Here is a 17527-nt window from a genome sequence, read left to right as displayed (position 1 = left end):
CCCCCGCCGCCGGGCTACCCGGCGGCGCCTACTGCGAGGTGCTCGTCATGTTCCAGTTGCCCAAACACCGTACCTCCCCGTGGCACGCCGGCGAGAAGGCGATCCAGGAGCGCGTCGGCGTGGCCGACCGCATGGAGGTCCATGGCCAGAAGGTCATCCGCGACTACATGCCCGACCAGCACCGCGAGTTCTATCACCAGTTGCCCTTCATCATCGTCGGCGCCGTGGATCAGCAGGGCCGGCCCTGGGCGACCCTGCTCGAAGGCGCGGAAGGTTTCATAACCTCCCCCGACCCGAAAAGCCTGCTGCTGGACAGCGTGGCCGACCATCAGGACCCCGCCGCCAGCGGCCTGCAGGCCGGGAAGGCGATCGGCCTGCTGGGCATCGAGCTGCACACCCGGCGGCGCAACCGCATGAATGGCGTCCTCCGCGAAGCCGAGGGTGGACTGCTGACCGTGGCCGTGGAGCACTCTTTCGGCAACTGCCCGCAGTACATCCAGAAACGCGAGTGGAGCCGCGACGAGCAGCGCTACAACCAGCGTGCCCCGCGCGAGGACTTCGCCACGCTGAACGAGGAATTGGCGGCAATCATCCGCGACGCCGACACCTTCTTCGTCGCCAGCTACGTGCAGCACGAGGATGGCGAGCGCTCGGTGGACGTCTCCCACCGTGGTGGGCGTCCCGGCTTCGTCAAGGTCGACGGCAATCGCCTGGTCATCCCCGATTATGCCGGCAACCTGCACTTCAACACCCTGGGCAACCTGCAGGCCAATCCGCAAGCGGGGCTGCTGTTCGTGGACTTCGCCAGCGGCGACGTACTGCAAGTCCATGGCTGCACCGAGATTCTTTTCGACAGCCCGTTGCTCGCCGCCTTCGAAGGCGCCGAACGCCTGTGGACCCTGGATGTGCAGCACGCTGTCCTGCGCCGCAGCGCCCTGGCGCTGCGCTGGAGCTTGCGCGAATACTCGCCCACCAGCCTGATGACCGGCACCTGGGCCGAGGCCGACGCCAAACTGCAGGAACGCGAGCAGCGCCAGCAATGGCAGGACTGGCAGGTGCTGCGCGTGGAGCAGGAGAGCGAGGACATCCGCTCCTTCTACCTGCAACCGCCGGCCGGCACCGCCGTGAGTTTCGCGCCAGGCCAGCATCTGCCCGTACGCCTGGCAATCGGCGAGCAGGCACTGATCCGCACCTACAGCCTGTCCAGCGCGCCGTCGGACGGCGAGCTGCGCATCAGCGTGAAGGCCCAGGGCCCGGCGTCCCGCCACCTGCACGAACAACTGCAGGTGGGCGATAGCCTGCAGGTCCGCGCGCCCATGGGCAGTTTCACGCTGAAAAACGACACCGCGCGGCCGGTCGTGCTGGTCGGCGCGGGTGTGGGCATCACCCCACTGCTGTCGATGCTGCGCGAATCGGTGGCCGCGTCGACCCGGAGCATTCATCTGTTCCAGTCCGCGCGCAGCCTGCGCCAATTGCCGTTCCAGCGTGAAATCACCGAGCTCCGCCAACGCGCCCAGCAGTTGCAGGTCCATCGCGCGCTCAGTCGTCCTGAGCCGGAAGCACTGCCCGGACGCGATTTCGAGCAGACCGGCCGGCTGGACATCGCGGCGATCAAGGCCCGGCTGCCACTGGACGATTACGACTTCTATGTCTGCGGCCCCGGCGAATTCACCCAGGCGATCTACGACGGCCTGCGCGGACTGAATATTGCCGACGCACGCATCCACGCCGAAACCTTCGGCCCATCGACGCTCAAGCGCCAGGGCGACGGTCTGGCGCCGGCGCTGGTGCAGCCGCCCGCCGCTACCGAGCCAGTGCCCGTGTACTTCGCCGGCTCGGCCAAGGAAGCACGCTGGAAACCCGAGAGCGGCACGCTGCTGGAGCTGGCCGAAGCTCGCGGTTTGTCACCCGACTTCAGCTGCCGCGGCGGCTCCTGCGGCACCTGCCGGACCAAGGTCGTCAGCGGCCTGGTGCACTACCCCAACCCGCCGGCGGAGCTGCCCGAAGCCGGCAGCGTACTGATCTGCTGCGCCATCCCGGCGCAGGACGAGAGCGGCGTGCAACCGCTGGTGCTGGACCTTTAGGGAGGGATTCGACCATGAACGCACGGCATGCATACGACAGCGCAAGCCAACGCTTCCCGCGCTGGGACGAAGAGTTCGTCGAAGCACCGGCCCCGGTGCTCTGCGGTCCGAATGAAGCCGAGGTTGGCTTCCTCCTGCCGCAATTGATCTCGACGCCGGGTTGCCCTTCACGCTCGCGCACCGTGGAGATCGGCGCAGCACTGGTGCGCTGGTTCAAGCGCGCCTTGTAGGCGCCATTCGCAAACCTGCCCCCCTGCCCCATTGCTTCGCGCTCGGCTCAGCCCTCTCCCACTGGGAGAGGGCTGGGGTGAGGGAAAGGCCCAGGCACGGATTGGGTCGGTACAACGCCGTTGCGCCACGGCTGCGACCCAATCACGACGAAGCAGGGGAAACCATGGATCACTCGTCCTCCCGCGCCGGAATCCACCACTCCTCGCCGCGCACCGTGCGGATGTATTCCGGCCAGCGGAAGCGGTGCGGGACCTTGAAGTCCTTCGGCAGCAACGGCGCCTGCCACTGCTCGCCACCGATGCCGCCGCCGGTACGCTGGTTGAACTCGCGGGTCGCCTCGGCCAGCAGATCGGCATCGGTGAACAGCTCGATCAGTGTGCTGCCGATGGTCTTCGACGCCACGTCGATCATCGGGTCGATGGTCTCGCGGATGCCGCCCAGGGCGTTGGATACCCAGTCCGGATAGGTGAAGCCCACGGGTGCGCTGAGCATCGGCCGGGCCACGTAGAGGCGCACGGTCGGGCAGTGCCAGGTGTATTCGGGGTAATCGTCGGAGGTCAGGTACTTCTGCCACGCCGGCATCTGCAGGCGCATCTGCCGCTCGCATTCCTGCGGCTCGATCAGCGCCTGGGTGGCCGGCAGGAAGGGCTCGTCCATGGGGTCGAGGCCGAGGTTCGCCTGGATTTCCCGCGCCACGGCGATGGCCTTTTCGCCCCAGGTCGGCGCGCCGATGGCGGCGAGGTTGTCGTAGCAAGCCTGCGCCAGTGCGTGGTTGGCCAACCCGCCACGGGACTTGCAGACCCAGGTCTTCTTCCACTGGCAGCCGGTGGCCATGGCCGCGGCGGCGGCGTTGTTGTCCATCACCGTGGAGATGGTCTCGGCCTGCTCGATGGAGTCGCAACGCAGCAGGTACTGGATCTGCGAGATGTGCGGCGGCAGGTTGTCGGCGGTGGCCTGGCCGGCGGTGAGGATGGCCTCGTTGAAGCTCCACAGCCCGGTAAACGGCAGCGTCGAGCGGCGCAGGCTTTCGTTCAGCGTGTAGAAGTGCACCAGCGCATCGTTGGCGCCCGGCGCGCGAGCCGCGAGGTGGTTCTGCGGGATCGGGCTGTAGCGGTCGGCGGCAATCCAGTTCTGCGGGTCTTCGCAGGTGAAGGTGTAGATGTACGAGTAAGCGATGCCGCAGTGCGTGTCCCAGGTGGTGGTGTTGTTCAGCGGCAGCATGTAGGTGGGGTGGAAGCTGACGGCGGCGTCGAGGTCGTCGTAGTAGCCCTTGGCGGCGTGCACGGGCTTGGAGGCGCGCAGCTTTTCCGCCGGCTCGCCGAAGAACCTGATGGTGCCGGCGATGCCGAATTCCAGCATCGCCGCCTTGGCCGCCAGCACGCCGCCCAGGGCGCTGATGCCCAGCGCGGAATGCGGGTCGGTATGGCCGGGCGCGTATTTCGACAGGCCCTCGCGCGGCATTGGTTTGGTCGCCGCCGCCTGGCAGTTGCCCGGCACCGCGTCGTATTCGGCATAGGTGGCGAGGATGGGCCCTTCGCCGTTGCTGAAGGTGGCGACGAAGGCGGTGGGCATGCCGCCACTGCCCTCTTCCACCGTGAAGCCTTCGCGGCGCAGCAATTCCACGTACCAGGCGCAGGACTTGTACTCGCGGAAGGCCGGCTCGGCGAAATGCCAGATCACCTGGTGCCAGTCGGACAGCTGCTGGCGGTGCTCGTCGATCCACTGCTGGACGTAGGCCTTGAATTTCGACATGGCGGCTTCCTCATCATTGCCTGTTGTTGTTGTCGTGTGGCCTAGTATTGGTGAAGCGGAATTCACAACAAGCGCAGGATTTCGCCACCCCATGTCCGGTTAGTTTCACCAGTCGAGAATTGGACCGCCCATGCACTTTCCTTCGATGACCGCCCTGCGCGCGCTGGATGCCGTGGCCCGGCTGGGCAGCGTGTCCGCCGCCGCCACGGAGCTGAACCTCACCCGCAGCGCGGTCAGCCACCGCATCGCCACGCTGGAGGAACGCCTGGGCTTCGCCCTGACCGAGCGCACCGGGCGCGGCATCCGCCTGACCTATCGGGGCGAGAGGTATGCGCGCGACGTGCAGCGCATCCTCGCGGAGGTGCAGCTGGCCGGCAGCAGCTTCGACGAGCAGCAGGTCAGCGGGCCGCTGTGCGTGAGTTGCAACCCCGGCTTCGCCACCTACTGGTTATGCCAGCACCTGGGGGATTTCCTCGCGCAATACCCGCAGGTGCAGTTGCACGTGGTGACGCCGCGCGTGCCGCAGGACACCAGCGCCAGCGATGCCGACCTGTTCATCGCCTACGGCAGCGGCGACTGGCCGAACCAGACGGTGGAGCAACTGGTGGCCCTGCACTTCTTCCCGGTGTGCAGCCCGCGCCTGATCCACTCGCGCGGCGGCCTGACGCAGCCGGCGGACCTGGCCCACTACACGCTGCTGCACATGAACGATTTCGCCGATTGGCGCCTGTGGCTGGGCGCCGTGGGCGCGAGTGCCATCGACCACCGCTCCGGCGTGCTGTTCGCCGACGCGCCCTGCACCATCGCCGCCTGCATTGCCGCCCAGGGCGTGGCCATCGGCGACAACCTGCTCAGTGGCGATGCCCTGGCGCGCGGCCTGCTGGTGCGCCCGTTCGACATCACCATCCAGTCCAGCCGCGGCTATTTCCTGGTGACCGACCCGGTGAAGGCCGAGCGCCCGGTGGTGAAGGCCTTCAGCCAATGGCTCAAGGCCCGTGTCGCCGCCACCACGCAGAGCGCCAGCGACCTCAGCCGCCCGCCGCTGGCGATTCCCGAAGAAGCGCGCTGAGCGTCAGGCGATGCGGCGCAGCCCTTTGCGCGCCTTGCCGGAGCGGGTGTAGCGGAACAGGTCCTTGGGATCGTTGTCCTCGTCTTCGCTCCACGGCACCAGGTCGATGCGCTCGCCGAGGTCCAGGCGGCTGGCCTGTTCGTTCACGTAGCGCAGTGCCGAGTAGTCTTCGAGCGCGAAGCCGACCGAGTCGAAGATGGTCACCTGCTCGGCGCTGTCACGCCCGCCGACCTGGCCGGCCAGTACCCGCCACAGATCGGTTACCGGGAAGTCCGCCGGCATCTGCTGGATCTCGCCCTCGACGCGCGATTGCGGCTCGTACTCGACGAACACCTTGCCGGCGCGCAGGACGTCGGCATGCAGCTCGGTCTTGCCCGGGCAGTCACCACCCACGCCGTTGATGTGCATGCCCGGCTCGATCACTTCCGGAGTGAGGATGGTCGCGTAGGCCTTGTCGGCGGTTACCGTGGTGACGATGTCGGCGCCGCGCACCGCTTCGGCGGTGGAACCGGCGCGGATGATCTTCAGGTTGGGGAATTCCGAGAGGTTGCGGATCAGTTTTTCAGTGGCCTGCGGATCGATGTCGTAGACGGCGATTTCCTCGATGCCCAGGTGGTGATGGAAGGCCAGCGCCTGGAACTCGCTCTGCGCGCCGTTGCCGATCAGCGCCATGCGTCGCGAGTCCGGACGCGCCAGTGCGCGGGCAGCCATCAGCGAGGTAGCGCAGGTGCGCAGCGCGGTGGCCACGGTGAGTTCGGAGAGCAGCACCGGATAGCCCGTCTCGACGTCGGCCAGCACGCCGAAGGCCATGACGGTGAACAGCCCGCGCTGGGTGTTCTGCGGGTGGCCGTTGACGTACTTGAAGGCATAGCGGGCGGTGTCGGACACCGGCATCAGTTCGATGACACCGGTCTCGGAATGGTTGGCGACGCGGGCGGATTTGTCGAAGGACTCCCAGCGCACGAAGTCCTGAGCGATGGTGTCGGCGAGTTCGCCGATGAAGCGGGCGACACCGATCTGCTGGACCAGTTGGGACATCGTGGGGACGTCGACGAAGCGGGTCATGGTGGGACCTCCGATTGTTGTGATTGGCGTCTTCTGATTGGACTGCAGCCCGCCTCCGCCGTGTCTCGAACAGCGGGCACAACAAGGTCGCAGAGGCCCTGGAACAGGTCTGCACGTCAGAGAGGGGCAAGACGATTTTCCCACTCGCCGTGGTGAAATCCCGGCTGTAATACGGGCCCGCGCCGGCCGATCCGGCTGTATTGGCGAGCGGCAACAGCCGATTCGGCTGTGCTTATAGCAGCCCTCGACAGGCCGATATTGCAGGCGGGAAACCCAAGGAACTGGCGCCGCCGAATGAGGCGTCAAAAGGCTAGCTGGCGGATTCCTTGATGGTCGTCAGCTCGGGATGGGCAACCAGCTTGTCGATGTGCAGGCTCTCGTCGTTCAGCCAGGTTTCGGTCAGCGCGCGGTAGTGCTCCATGTCCCGGCAGCGCATGCGCACGCTGTAGTCGAAGGTCCCGCTGATCAGCTGGCAGTGCAGCACTTCCGGGCAGGCGATGACGCGGGCCTCGAAGGCCTTCTGGGCGCTGCGGCCGCTCTGGTTCGACAGTGCGACCAGTACCAGCAGCGAGAGCCCGGCGGAAATCTTCTGCTCGTCGATGACCGCGCCGTAGCCACGGATGATGCCGTGTCGCTCCAGCTTGCGGACGCGCTCCTGGCAGGGGCGCGGGGTGAGGTGCACGAGGGCGGACAGCTTGCCGTAGGTGATGCGACCCTGGTGACGGAGGATGCGGATGATCTCCTCGTCGATGCGGTCCAGGGTGAAGGGGCTGTCCTGATCTTTCCTGCTCATGATGCTTCGCGATGATTCGTCAGTCGTGCCGGCTTCCCTGCCCCGGCGAAAGCAGTCGGTGGAAACACTGTCCGCCACCGACCCGGATCTTTATGGGGCACGCCCCGCCGTCTGTCAAAGTGCGCCGTGCCGTCTGCGACAGCACGGCGCACCCGGTCAGATTTCCCGCGCCAGCTCGCTGCCGTTGCCACGTCGGCTGAGCACCGCGAGGTACACCAGGCCGATGGCGATCCAGCCCACCCCCAGCTCCTGCGCTTCACGGCTCATGCTGAACAGCACGTAGGCGATGATCACCAGCCCCACCAGCGGGAACACCAGGTGGCGCAGCACCCGGCCGCTCTTCTGGCGGATGAAGTAGTGGTTGATCACCGCGATGTGCAGCAGGCAGAAGCCGGTCAGCGCGCCGAAGTTGACCAGCGAGGTGAGCACGTCCGGCGAGTCGAGGAAGTAGATGCCGATGCCCAGCGACAACACACCCACCAGGTACAGGCTGATGTGCGGGGTCTGGTACTTCGGATGCACCTTGGCCAGCACGCGCGGCAGCTTGCCGTCGCGGGCCATGGAGTACAGCAGACGGGAAACCGCAGCCTGCGAAGTGATGGAGACGGTCACGCCCCAGGCCAGCGCAGTGGCCACTGCGGTCAGCGTGGACAGCCAGCTGCCGCCGGCCGCTTCGGCGATCTCGTAGAAGGCGGTGTCCGCCGACTTGAAGGTCATGCCGGCGGCAAGGTCGGTGGCCAGCCAGGTCTGTACGATGAAGATGGCGCCCATGACGAACAGCGCGATCAGCGAGGCGCGGCCGATCTGCTTGGCCGGGTCGCCCTTGACCTCTTCGGCGAGAGTGGAAATCGCGTCGAAACCGAGGAACGACAGCACCGCGATGGACACCGCCTTCATCACCAGGCCGAGGTTGAAATGCTCCGGTTGCAGCAGCGGCTCAAGCGTCAGCCGGCCATTGCCCATGCCACCCTGCAGCGCCTGGTAACCAACGACCAGGAAGATCGCCAGGACCACCAGTTCGGCGATCAGGAACAGCAGGTTGAAGCGCGCAGCCAGGGTGATGCCGCGCAGGTTGATGAGTGTGGCGGACACCAGGAAGATCAGCATGAACGCAAGCTTGGGAATCGCCGGGAACAGGTGGTTCAGCGCCAGCGCGCTGAACACGTAGAGCAACGGCGGGATCAGCAGGTAGTCCAGCAGCAGGACCCAGCCGGCGATGAAGCCGACGTTGGGGTGGATGCCGCGCTGGGCGTAGGAGTACACCGAGCCGGCAATGGGAAAGGCGCGGGACATCGCGCCATAGCTCAGCGCGGTGAAGAGCATCGCCACCATGCCCACCAGGTAGGCCATCGGCACCATGCCGTGGGCGTCCGCGTGGACCCAGCCGTACACGCCGAAGGGCGCGATCGGGATCATGAAGATCATCCCGTAGATCACCAGGTCGCCGAGCGTCAGGCTGCGACGGAGTTGTTGCTTGTATCCGAACTGTTCGATAGCCACGGGGCACTTCCTCTGGGAACGGCAGCTGTAAGGGTTCGGCGCTCATGCGCTGAATTGTTGTTGTTTTCAGAACCTGCCCGGCCAGTCGAACGGGGCCAGCCGGGTTGGGGTCCTCAGAGCCTGCTTACGACCTCGCGAGCTAGAGCCGTAGTAGGCGAAAAGCGCCCGAAGAGCGGAGTTTACGAGCCGTAAATGAGCATCTGAGGGCGCCTTTCAACGCCCTGCGGCCGACGCGCAGCAGGTCGTAAACAGGCTCTCAGAGCCAGGGAGCCAGGCGTACTGCCCAGGCTTCCACCCCTTGCGGGGTCCGCAGTCCGTCATTGCGGATTTCGATCAGCACGGCATCCACTCCGCGCTCGTCGCCATGTACCGGGACGGTCATGTCCTCCAGCGGGTCGATCACATAGGGTTGGTTGGCGCCGATCTCTTCGCCGCTCGCCCGCAGCCCCGCCACCATGCGCCGGGCATAGTCTTCGGCCTTGGCGTAGAGCACCCCGGCGACCCACGGGCGAGGCTCGCCGCGATAGCTCGGGGTGAAGCTGTGCACGCCCACCAGACGAGTCGGCCGGCCAGCGGCCAGGCGCTCGTCGAGCAGCGCGGTCAGTTGCTGGTGGAACGGCTCGAACAGGCGCGCCACCCTCTCCTGCCGGGCCGCTGCGCTCAGGTTGCAGTTGCCGGGAATCGGGTAGATCTCGCTGTGCTCGGGAATCGCATCCGGAGCGGACAGCGGCCGGTTGAGGTCGATCAGCAGGCGCGAGTAGTTGGCCACCAGCAGCGTGGCGTCCAGGCGCGCCGACAGCTCGCGGGCCAGGTCCAGCGCGCCGATGTCCCAGGCGATGTGCTCGGCGGCCGCCGTGTCGTCCAGGCCCAGTTGCGCCAGCTCCTCGGGGATGTAGCGGCTGGCGTGTTCGCAGACCAGCAGCACCGGGCTCTTGCCCTGCGGGTTGACGATCTCGAACGGCGGACGCCGGTAAAGGCCGGATTCAGTAGAACTTTGCATAGGATTCACAGAGTTGTTCTTCGCTGAGTTCGCGGGTCAGGGCCAGTTCCTGGCGCTTCACGGCGACATAGGTCTGCAGCAGGGCCGGCGGCAGCTGGGCGCAGAGTTCGCTATCGGCCAGCAGCAGGCGCTGGGCCTCCTCCAGCGAACCGGGCAGGGACTTGATGCCCAGCTCCTCGCGCTGCGCATCGCTGAGGCTGTGCGGGTCGACATCGGTGACCGCCGACAGCGGCAGTTCCTGCTGCAGGCCCAGGCGCCCGGCGATCAGCACCGCGGCCATGGCCAGGTGCGGGCTGGCGGTGGCGTCCATGGGGCGGAATTCCAGGTTGAACTGGCGCGCCTTGGACTTGCCGCCAATCTCCACCACCGGGCAGATGCGCAGCGCCGCTTCGCGGTTGCGCAGGCCCAGGCAGGCGTAGGCGGCGCTCCAGTGGTGCGGTTTCAGCCGAAGGTAGGACACCGCCGTCGGCGCGGTCAGCGCGCACAGTGCCGGCAGGTGGCGCAGCACGCCGGCGGCCCAGTGTTCGGCGAGCGTGGACAGGTTGGTCGGCGCGGCCTCGTCGTAGAACACCGGAGTGCCATCCAGGCGTTGCAGGCTCAGGTGCAGGTGCACACCGTTGGTCACGGCGCCGGGCGCCAGCAGCGGCGTGAAGCTGCTGCGCCAGCCGAACTGGCGGGCGATCTCGCGGGTGACTTCGCGGACGTTCACCGCGCGGTCCGCAGCAGCAACGCCCTGGGTCGGCCGGCAGGTGACCTCGTACTGGTTGCGGCCGTACTCGGGCAGGAACATTTCCGGCTCGGCGCCGATCTGCTCCAGCGCGCTCATCAGCCAACCGCCGAAGTTGCCGGTCTGCCGCTGCGCCTCCAGGGAGAAGGCGGCGGCATGCTGGTCCGGCAGGCCGAGCAGGTTGAATTCGTGTTCGAAGGCGGCGGTGACCTGCAGGCCCAGTTCGCGGTAGCGGGCGATCTCGTCGCGCAGCAGCGTACGCGGGCAGACCGGCCACGGCGCGCCGGTAGTCGTCACCAGGTCGCCGTGCAGGTAATCCAGCGGCGCGGCCTGGGAATCGGGGCCGTTTTCCAGGCGCACCCGGCTGCTCGGGTCGGGCAGCAGGCGCAGGTCGCCGTGGCTGCCCCAGGGGTTGTCGTCGGCAATGATGTCCTGCGGCGTCAGCGCGCTGTTGGCGGGCACCCAGCCACAGCCGGTGGCCAGTTGCTCGGCGACTTCCGATTCGGGAAGCGAGCGGCCGCGGGTGATGCCGCAGAGGTCGGTGGTGACGAAGCTGGTCAGGCGCATCGGAGCGGGATTGTTATTGTTCTGACTCATGACGTTCTCCCGGCCTCAGGCCAGCGCGGCGATGCGGGCCAGCACGCTGTCGGTGTCGGCGATCCAGCAGTAACCCTTGATCGCTTCCAGGCAGGCCTGGTGGCGTTCGGCGGTGTGGGTGGCGCAGGCGTCTTCCACCAGGGTGACGAGGTAGCCACGGTCGGCGGCGTCGCGCACGGCCATGTCCACGCACTGGTCGGTGACCACGCCGCAGATGATCAGGTGGCGGGTATTGAGGTTGCGCAGCACGTAGTCGATGGCGGTGGAGTTGAAGACGCCCGAGGATGTCTTCGGCAGGACGATCTCGTTTTCCCGCGGCGCCAGAGCATCGATCACCTGGGCATCCGGGCTGCCCTTGGGCAGGTGCATGTCGGAGAGCTTGTGGTCCAGCGAACGGTCGCGGCCATCGGCGGTGAGGCTTTCGATGATGGTGTGCAGCACTTCCCCGTCGACCTCGCGCATGGCCGCCAGCAGGCGCTGCTGGTTGGGTATCACGCTCGCCTCGACGCGGTCGTAGAAGTAGCGGTGCGTCTGCGGATCGACATGGGCATCGCGGCCGGGAATGACCCAGGCGTTCTGCATGTCGACGAACAGGATGGCGGTCTGGCCGGGGGTGAACGGCAAGTCACGGGGCGAGTGGTGGGGCAAGCTGAACACGGTCATTCCTCAAGGATGTGGCTGCCGAAGGCAGCCCTCAGGTGGTCGATGCCTTCCAGGCGTTCGTCGAGCTGGCCGTCCATGCGCGCTACCAGGCTGGCGATCAGCGCTTCGACCTGGGCCATGGTCGGCACCAGGGTGTCGAAGGGCGACGGGGACTCCACCGGGGCGCTGATGATCAGGTCGGCGAACTCGCGCAACGGCGAGTCGTAGATGTCGGTGAACAGCACCACCCGTGCGCCGCGGGCCTTGGCCGCACGGGTCACGCCCAGCGCCTGGGCCTGGTAGCGGCGGTAGTCGAACACCACCACCAGCGCCTGGCGGTCGATGTCGCCCAACTGGTCGGGCAGCGCGGCGCCGTCGTCCAGCAGCAGGCAGCCGCTGCGCAGCATGCGCAGGTGCGCCACCAGGTAGCCGGCGACGAAGCGGCTGAAGCGCCCGCCGTGGCAGAAGACGCGCAGCTTGGGATCGAGCAGCCAGTCAGCGAGCAGGCGCACGTCGTCGGCCTGGGTCAGGGCCAGGGTGCGCTGGATGCCTTCGCCGGCATCGCTCAGGTAATTGGACCAGACGTCGTCGCGGCTCATGCCTTCGCGGCGCCCGGCGAGCAGGGTGCGCGGTGAACGCAGGCGGTCATCCACCTCGGCCATCAGGGCATTCTGGAAGTCGCTGTAGCCACTGAAGCCGAGCTTCTTCACCAGCCGCAGGATGCTCGGATCGCTGACGCCGGCCTGGCGCGCGAGGCGCGACATCGGTCCGAGGCCGCTGCGCGGGTAGTCGTCGAGCAAGGCGCGCAGGACTTTGCGCTCGGCCTTGGTGAGTTCGACTTCCGGGGTGTTCAGGCGGTCTTTGAGTGTGAGCATGGGTGCGCCTCTTGTTGTGGCTAATTTGTATAATGCGCTCCAGAAACTTTCAATATCTATTTTCTGTAGTATTCACTACCAAATCTGGACACGCCCTTCGACTGCTCGACGCAGAGCCGCGCCTGCCATTTTCCGCAAAGGGAACCGCTGCGTTCGCCAGGACGTCGAACGCCTTCAAAGCCGCCAGGAATCAACCTTGATGAACGAGCTGGAAAAAGCTGCCGCCGGGCTGCTCTACGACGCCAATCACGACCCGCAGGTGCTACGCCAGCGTGCCGAGGCCAAGGCGAAACTCTTCGACTTCAACCACAGCCACCCGGATGACCGCGAGCGTCGCGAGGCGATTCTCACAGGGCTGTTTGGCAGCATTGGCGAAGGCTTCGTCATCGAAGGTCCGTTGCACTGCGACTACGGCTTCAACATCGAGATCGGCGCGCGCTTCTGCGCCAACGTCAACCTGGTGATCCTCGATGGCGCGAAGGTCAGCATCGGCAATGACGTGTTCATCGCGCCCAACGTCGGCATCTACACCGCCGGCCACCCGCTGGACGCCGAGCGGCGCAACCAGGGCCTGGAGTACGCGCACCCGGTGAGCATTGGCGACAACGTGTGGATCGGCGCGGGGGTGAACATCCTGCCCGGCGTGAGCATCGGCGCGAACAGCGTGATCGGCGCTGGCGCCGTGGTGGTGCGCGACATTCCCGAAGGCGTGCTGGCAGCCGGCAATCCGGCGCGCGTGATTCGCCCGATCACCGAGGCCGACCGCCAGCGCTACCGCTGACGGCGACAGCCAGGGTACACGGCGCTCCCTCAGGCGTCGTGGTCGAGGCGCTCGACCCAGCGCTCCGCCGCATCGTGGGACGCCTGGAACGCCTCTTCGTGGGATTCCCACGGGCCGACCACCACGTCCAGCGGCGAGACGCCAGCGGGAACCTTCGCCAACGACAGCAGCACTTCGCCCACCTTGCCGGGGGCAATGTAGCGCGGCGACATCAACACGGCGACGCCCGTGGAAGTCAGGTATTCACTGGGTGCCATGAATTCCGGCTCGACTGACTGCTGCATGCGGTTCTCCCCTTGGCCACGGATGGCCCGTTCTGCGCTGAGTGGCGGAGACGAGGCGCACAACGCGCACTCTCCCTGATTCCTGACCCGGCCGGGCGAACCACAGTTCCGGCAACCACCGCCCTCCTGCCCGCCAGCGGACAAACGGCCGTTTCAAGCGGACACCGGCTCGTGGACCGGCATCGGCCGACCGAGCAACGTGCCAACCATCACGGCAAACACCAGCGCCGCTATACCTGTCACCAGCAGCACACTCTCGAACCCGCCGATGAAGGCCTGGCGCACAGCAGGTGCCAACGCGTCGCGCAGTGCCGGGTCAACCACCGAAAGCGCGGCGCTGAAGTCGCCAGCCGCTGCACGGGTCGCCATCTCGGCGGCCTTGTCCAGTTGCGCGGGCGCCGCCGTTTCCAGTACATCTCGCAGCAGTTGGGCGCTGCGTGCGGACAGCACGCCACCGAGAATGCCGATGGCCAGCACGATGGCGGCGAAGCGCGTCGTGGTGCTCAGGCCCGAGGCCATGCCGGTGCGCTCACGGGGCACGCAGGCCATGATGTTCTTCTGCGTATCGCCGTTGAGCAGCCCGGCGCCGGCCCCCAGCACCAGGCTGGCCAGGGCGAACGGCAAGTACTCCCCCTGCCCGGCCGCCAGTGCGCAAAGCAGGTTGCCCGCGCCGACCAGCAGCAGGCCCAGGGCGAAGACCTGCGCCGGACTGAAGCGGCTGTTCAGGCGCATGCCCAGGCGCGGGGTCAGCAGCATGGCGACGGCGAAGGGCAGCATCCCGGCACCGGCCGCGACAGCGGAGAACTGCAGGCCGTTCTGCAGGTACAGCGGCAGCAGCGTCATCATCACCTGGGCGCAGGCGGCGTAGGCGAACATGCCGAGCAAGGCGCCGATGAAGCGCCCGCTGCGCATCAGCCGCAGATCGATCATCGGCCGCGCCTGGCTGCGCTCCACCATCACGAACAGGCCCAGCAGGCCGGCGCTGAGCAGCAGGCGCGCGAGGGTCGGCGGGCTGTCCCAACCGACGCGATTGGCGTCGATCAACGCCCAGATCAGGTAACCCAGGCCACCGGCAAAGGTCAGGCTACCGAGCGGGTCGAGGCGCGCGGCGGCGCTGTCGCTGGATTCCTCGATGCTGCGCAGCGCCATGCCCCCGAGCAGCGCTACCAGCGGCAGGTTCAGGTAGAAGATCCAGCGCCAGCCCAGGGTGGCGGAGATCACCCCGCCCAGCAGCGGCGCAAAGGTGATGGTGGCGCCCATGCACGCACCCCAGAAGGCCCAGGCCCGCAGGCGCTCTTCGGGCTCGTGGAAGCGGTGGCCGATGGCGGCCAGCGCCGACGTCAGCAACAGGGCCGCGCCAACGCCCTTGGCGGCACGGGCAATGTCCAGGAGCAGCAGGCTCGGCGCGGCCCCGCAGGCCAGCGAGGCCGCGCCGAACAGCACCAGCCCGAGCAGCAGCATGCGCCGCCGACCGAAGCGGTCGGCCAGGCTGCCGGCCGGCAGCAGGCAGGCGGCGAAGGCCAGCAGGTAGGCGCTGACCACCCACTCGATGTCGGCAAAAGAACCCGACAGGTCGCGGGCGATACTGGGCAGCGAGACGGCAACGATGTTGGTGTCGAGGATGATCAGCGAGCACACTGCCGAGGCGGTCAGCAGGGTGAAGCGAGCGGAGGGACGTTCAGACATGGCAAGGCTTCCGGCGGCGGCCGCGCAGCCGTTCTTTGCTCTGACGCTTGCGGCCTTGTAGTGTTGCCCCACGGTAACGCCCACGCGCGCCGGGCTTGTTAGCCATGGCGGCCTTCGTCATTAGCCTGCGACTAACGAACATGGAAATCCGCCATTTCCGCTACTTCCTCAGTGTCGCCCGCCACGGCCACTTCACCCGTGCGGCCGAACAGCTGGGCATCGCCCCGCCAACCCTCAGCCGACAGATCCAGGACATGGAGAAGGAACTGGGCGTGCTGCTGTTCCAGCGCAGCCAACGCGAGGTGCGCCTGACCGCTGCGGGCGAGGCGCTGCTGGGTGAAGCCGAACTGGCGGTGCTCCAGTTCGATGCGGCGCAACGCGGCGCGCAGCGCGCCGGCCGGGGTGAAACCGGGCATCTGCGCGTGGGCTACGTGGCCTCGGCGGCCTATTCCGGCGTACTGCAGCGGCATGTCGAGCAGTTCACCCGTACCTCGCCGGGCGTGGATCTCGACATCAGCGAAGCGCCCATGGCGCAATTGCCTGCGCAACTGCACGACGGGGCCCTCGACCTCGCCTACGTGCGCTCGCCGATGAACCTGCCAGAGGAGCTGGAATCCGTCGCGCTGCTGGAGGAAAGCTTCGTCCTCGCCCTGCCCGCCGCCTCGCGCCTCAACGAACTGCCGGAGCTTCGCGCCGCCCGCCTGAGCGACGAAACCTTCATCCTGCCCGAACAGATCTCCGGCACCCTGGAGGTCGCCAGCGCCGGCGGCTTCTCTCCGCGCCTCGGCCAGCAGCCCGGCAGCCTGGTCGCGGTGATTGCGCTGGTCTCGCTCGGCCGCGGCATCGCCATCGTCCCCGAGTCGGTGGTGCGCCGCGTGCAGCTGCCACGAGTCAACTACCGCGCTCTCGCCGATTGCCAGCCTCGCTCGTGGTTGTCGCTGCTGCACCGGCGTTTCGAGAAATCACCAGTGGCCCGACGCTACATCGAGCAGGTCCGGGCTCAGTCCGCCGACCAGACCGCCAGCTCGTAGCCGTCCGGGTCGATGAAATGGAAGCGCCGGCCATCAGGGAACGCAAACGTGGCGCGGCTGATGGTGGCGCCGGCGGCCTCCAGGCGGGCCTGGGCCTGCACCAGGTCATCGGCGTAGAGAATGACCAGCGGGCCGCCGGGGCGCACCGGCTCACCGCTGGTGAAGCCGCCGGTGAGACGTCCGTCGCTGAATTCGCTGTAGGTCGGGCCGTAGTCGGTGAAGATCCAGCCGAAGGCGCTGCCGTAGAAGGCCTTGCTGCGCCCGATATCGCTGACGTTGAACTCGATGTTGTCGATCTGACGGTCGTTTCCACGGATACCCATAGTCGCCTCCTGGCAAGTCATGACCGCCTGATCCTACGGCAAACTCCATTATGCAGAGCAGGTTGCGCCAGTCAGCCGCAGCGTCGTTGGCCATTTTGCGCGGATTGACGAATAATCATCGCAACCCAGCCAAACCCGTCACCATGCTCAACATTCCCCTCGCCAGCGTCGACGATGTCGACCGCGCCGTACTCGCCATCGGTACCGACTACCCGCTTGGCACCCTGCTCCAGCCGCACTCCCATCGGCGCGCGCAGTTCCTCTATGGCATGAGCGGCCTGATGGAGGTGGAGACCGAGGACGGCGCCTGGGTAATCCCGCCCTACAGCGGTGTGTGGATTCCCGCCGGCAAGCGCCACCGGGTGCTGATGCGCGGGGTCAGCACCCGCAGCCTGTACATCGAGCCGCGGGTGCCGGTGCGCGACACGCTGCTGTGCCAGGCGCTGACCGTTTCGCCGCTGCTGCACGAGCTGCTGCTGGCCAGTGTCGAGGTGCCGGCGCTGCACGACGAGGATGGCCGCGATGGCGACCTCCTGCGCCTGCTGCTGCATGAGCTGCGCCAGGCTCCGAGCCTGCCGCTGTTCGCCCCGCTGCCGGCTCACCCACGCCTGGCCGAGCTGTGCCGCGACTTCCTGCGGGCGCCGCACATTGGCGTTACGGCGGACGCCTGGGCCGCCGAACTGCACTGCAGCACGCGCACCTTCAGCCGCCTGTTCCGCCAGCAGACGGGCCTCTCCTTCGGCGCCTGGCGCCAGCAGGCCTGCCTGCTCGCCGCCGTCACCCGCCTCTCCGCGGGCACGCCGGTTACGCGCGTGGCCCTGGAGCTGGGCTACGACAGCCCGAGTGCCTTTTCCAGCATGTTCCGCCGCAGCCTCGGGGTGGCGCCCAGCAGTTACCAGGCCGCCGCGGACAGCGCCTAGGACCGCCGACGTGACGGCCCCCGCGCCGCAGGGGGGCAGATCGGAGTCATCCGTGGGGCGGCTCATGCGACAAGGGAGGATTCGCCGGCGGCGCGCTGGATAGATCGGATACCCGTGCCGACTGAGACACTGGACGCGGCCCGGCACGCTATGCTCAGTGCGCCGGC

Annotated in this window: 17 protein-coding genes; 6 read left to right on the top strand and 11 right to left on the bottom strand. The window is 67.3% G+C overall.

Features of this window, described 5'->3' with window-relative positions:
- Positions 1-47 precede the first annotated feature (47 nt).
- Positions 48-2084, top strand: coding sequence for a pyridoxamine 5'-phosphate oxidase family protein (locus GJV37_RS26375; protein ID WP_193453122.1), 2037 nt, complete (start codon positions 48-50; stop codon positions 2082-2084).
- A gap of 14 nt (positions 2085-2098) precedes the next feature.
- Positions 2099-2314 (top strand): hypothetical protein, encoded by a 216-nt coding sequence (locus GJV37_RS26370; protein WP_024763766.1) that lies wholly within the window; start codon positions 2099-2101, stop codon positions 2312-2314.
- 169 nt (positions 2315-2483) lie between these two features.
- On the opposite strand, the gene GJV37_RS26365 is transcribed toward GJV37_RS26370, so the two are convergent.
- Positions 2484-4067 carry a zinc-binding metallopeptidase family protein gene (locus GJV37_RS26365; RefSeq protein ID WP_065085643.1) on the bottom strand — a complete coding sequence of 528 codons (1584 nt, stop codon included), beginning with the start codon at positions 4065-4067 and terminating at the stop codon, positions 2484-2486.
- Positions 4068-4197: 130 nt separating this feature from the next.
- On the opposite strand from GJV37_RS26365, the gene GJV37_RS26360 reads away from it, so the two are divergent.
- Complete coding sequence (locus tag GJV37_RS26360; RefSeq protein WP_038803648.1) at positions 4198-5136, top strand: LysR substrate-binding domain-containing protein; 939 nt, start codon at positions 4198-4200, stop codon at positions 5134-5136.
- 3 nt (positions 5137-5139) lie between these two features.
- Here the strand turns inward: GJV37_RS26360 and GJV37_RS26355 are convergent, their stop codons facing one another.
- The 7 genes from GJV37_RS26355 to GJV37_RS26325 form a co-directional block, all read right to left on the bottom strand.
- On the bottom strand, positions 5140-6201 hold the full coding sequence (locus GJV37_RS26355) for an ornithine cyclodeaminase (RefSeq protein ID WP_170859422.1): 1062 nt from the start codon (positions 6199-6201) through the stop codon (positions 5140-5142).
- Positions 6202-6511: 310 nt separating this feature from the next.
- Positions 6512-6994, bottom strand: coding sequence for an Lrp/AsnC family transcriptional regulator (locus GJV37_RS26350; protein ID WP_024763763.1), 483 nt, complete (start codon positions 6992-6994; stop codon positions 6512-6514).
- 156 nt (positions 6995-7150) lie between these two features.
- Positions 7151-8494 carry an APC family permease gene (locus GJV37_RS26345; protein ID WP_037011583.1) on the bottom strand — a complete coding sequence of 448 codons (1344 nt, stop codon included), beginning with the start codon at positions 8492-8494 and terminating at the stop codon, positions 7151-7153.
- Positions 8495-8750: 256 nt separating this feature from the next.
- Positions 8751-9494, bottom strand: a complete 744-nt coding sequence (locus GJV37_RS26340; protein WP_170859421.1) for an N-formylglutamate amidohydrolase — start codon at positions 9492-9494, stop codon at positions 8751-8753.
- A complete protein-coding gene (locus GJV37_RS26335) occupies positions 9478-10818 on the bottom strand; it encodes a glutamine synthetase family protein (protein WP_193453121.1) in 1341 nt (446 codons plus the stop codon). The genes GJV37_RS26340 and GJV37_RS26335 overlap by 17 nt, the downstream gene beginning before the upstream one ends.
- Before the next feature lie 15 nt (positions 10819-10833).
- On the bottom strand, positions 10834-11475 hold the full coding sequence (locus GJV37_RS26330; protein ID WP_054908576.1) for a cysteine hydrolase family protein: 642 nt from the start codon (positions 11473-11475) through the stop codon (positions 10834-10836).
- A gap of 2 nt (positions 11476-11477) precedes the next feature.
- A complete protein-coding gene (locus GJV37_RS26325) occupies positions 11478-12335 on the bottom strand; it encodes a MurR/RpiR family transcriptional regulator (protein ID WP_024763759.1) in 858 nt (285 codons plus the stop codon).
- Positions 12336-12534: 199 nt separating this feature from the next.
- On the opposite strand from GJV37_RS26325, the gene GJV37_RS26320 reads away from it, so the two are divergent.
- The gene (locus GJV37_RS26320) at positions 12535-13116 is read left to right on the top strand and encodes a sugar O-acetyltransferase (protein ID WP_170859418.1); all 582 of its coding nucleotides are present in this window, start codon (positions 12535-12537) and stop codon (positions 13114-13116) included.
- Positions 13117-13145: 29 nt separating this feature from the next.
- On the opposite strand, the gene GJV37_RS26315 is transcribed toward GJV37_RS26320, so the two are convergent.
- Both GJV37_RS26315 and GJV37_RS26310 read right to left on the bottom strand, forming a co-directional pair.
- Positions 13146-13400: a hypothetical protein gene (locus tag GJV37_RS26315; RefSeq protein WP_024763757.1), complete on the bottom strand. Its 255-nt coding sequence runs from the start codon at positions 13398-13400 to the stop codon at positions 13146-13148.
- Between the two features lie 153 nt (positions 13401-13553).
- Positions 13554-15086: an MFS transporter gene (locus GJV37_RS26310; RefSeq protein ID WP_038803647.1), complete on the bottom strand. Its 1533-nt coding sequence runs from the start codon at positions 15084-15086 to the stop codon at positions 13554-13556.
- 140 nt (positions 15087-15226) lie between these two features.
- Here GJV37_RS26310 and GJV37_RS26305 point away from each other — a divergent pair, with 140 nt between their 5' ends.
- Positions 15227-16117 carry a LysR family transcriptional regulator gene (locus GJV37_RS26305; RefSeq protein WP_065085637.1) on the top strand — a complete coding sequence of 297 codons (891 nt, stop codon included), beginning with the start codon at positions 15227-15229 and terminating at the stop codon, positions 16115-16117.
- Here GJV37_RS26305 and GJV37_RS26300 read toward each other — a convergent pair.
- Positions 16087-16440, bottom strand: a complete 354-nt coding sequence (locus tag GJV37_RS26300; RefSeq protein ID WP_170859417.1) for a VOC family protein — start codon at positions 16438-16440, stop codon at positions 16087-16089. The two genes, GJV37_RS26305 and GJV37_RS26300, sit on opposite strands and share 31 nt — an antisense overlap.
- A 143-nt stretch (positions 16441-16583) precedes the next feature.
- Here GJV37_RS26300 and GJV37_RS26295 point away from each other — a divergent pair, with 143 nt between their 5' ends.
- Entirely contained in the window at positions 16584-17360 is a 777-nt protein-coding gene (locus tag GJV37_RS26295) for an AraC family transcriptional regulator (protein WP_193453120.1), read from the top strand.
- Positions 17361-17527 lie beyond the last annotated feature (167 nt).

The sequence above is a fragment of the Pseudomonas nitroreducens genome (assembly GCF_010994165.1).
GTDB lineage: Bacteria > Pseudomonadota > Gammaproteobacteria > Pseudomonadales > Pseudomonadaceae > Pseudomonas > Pseudomonas nitroreducens.
This window is presented reverse-complemented; position numbering and strand designations above follow the sequence as displayed.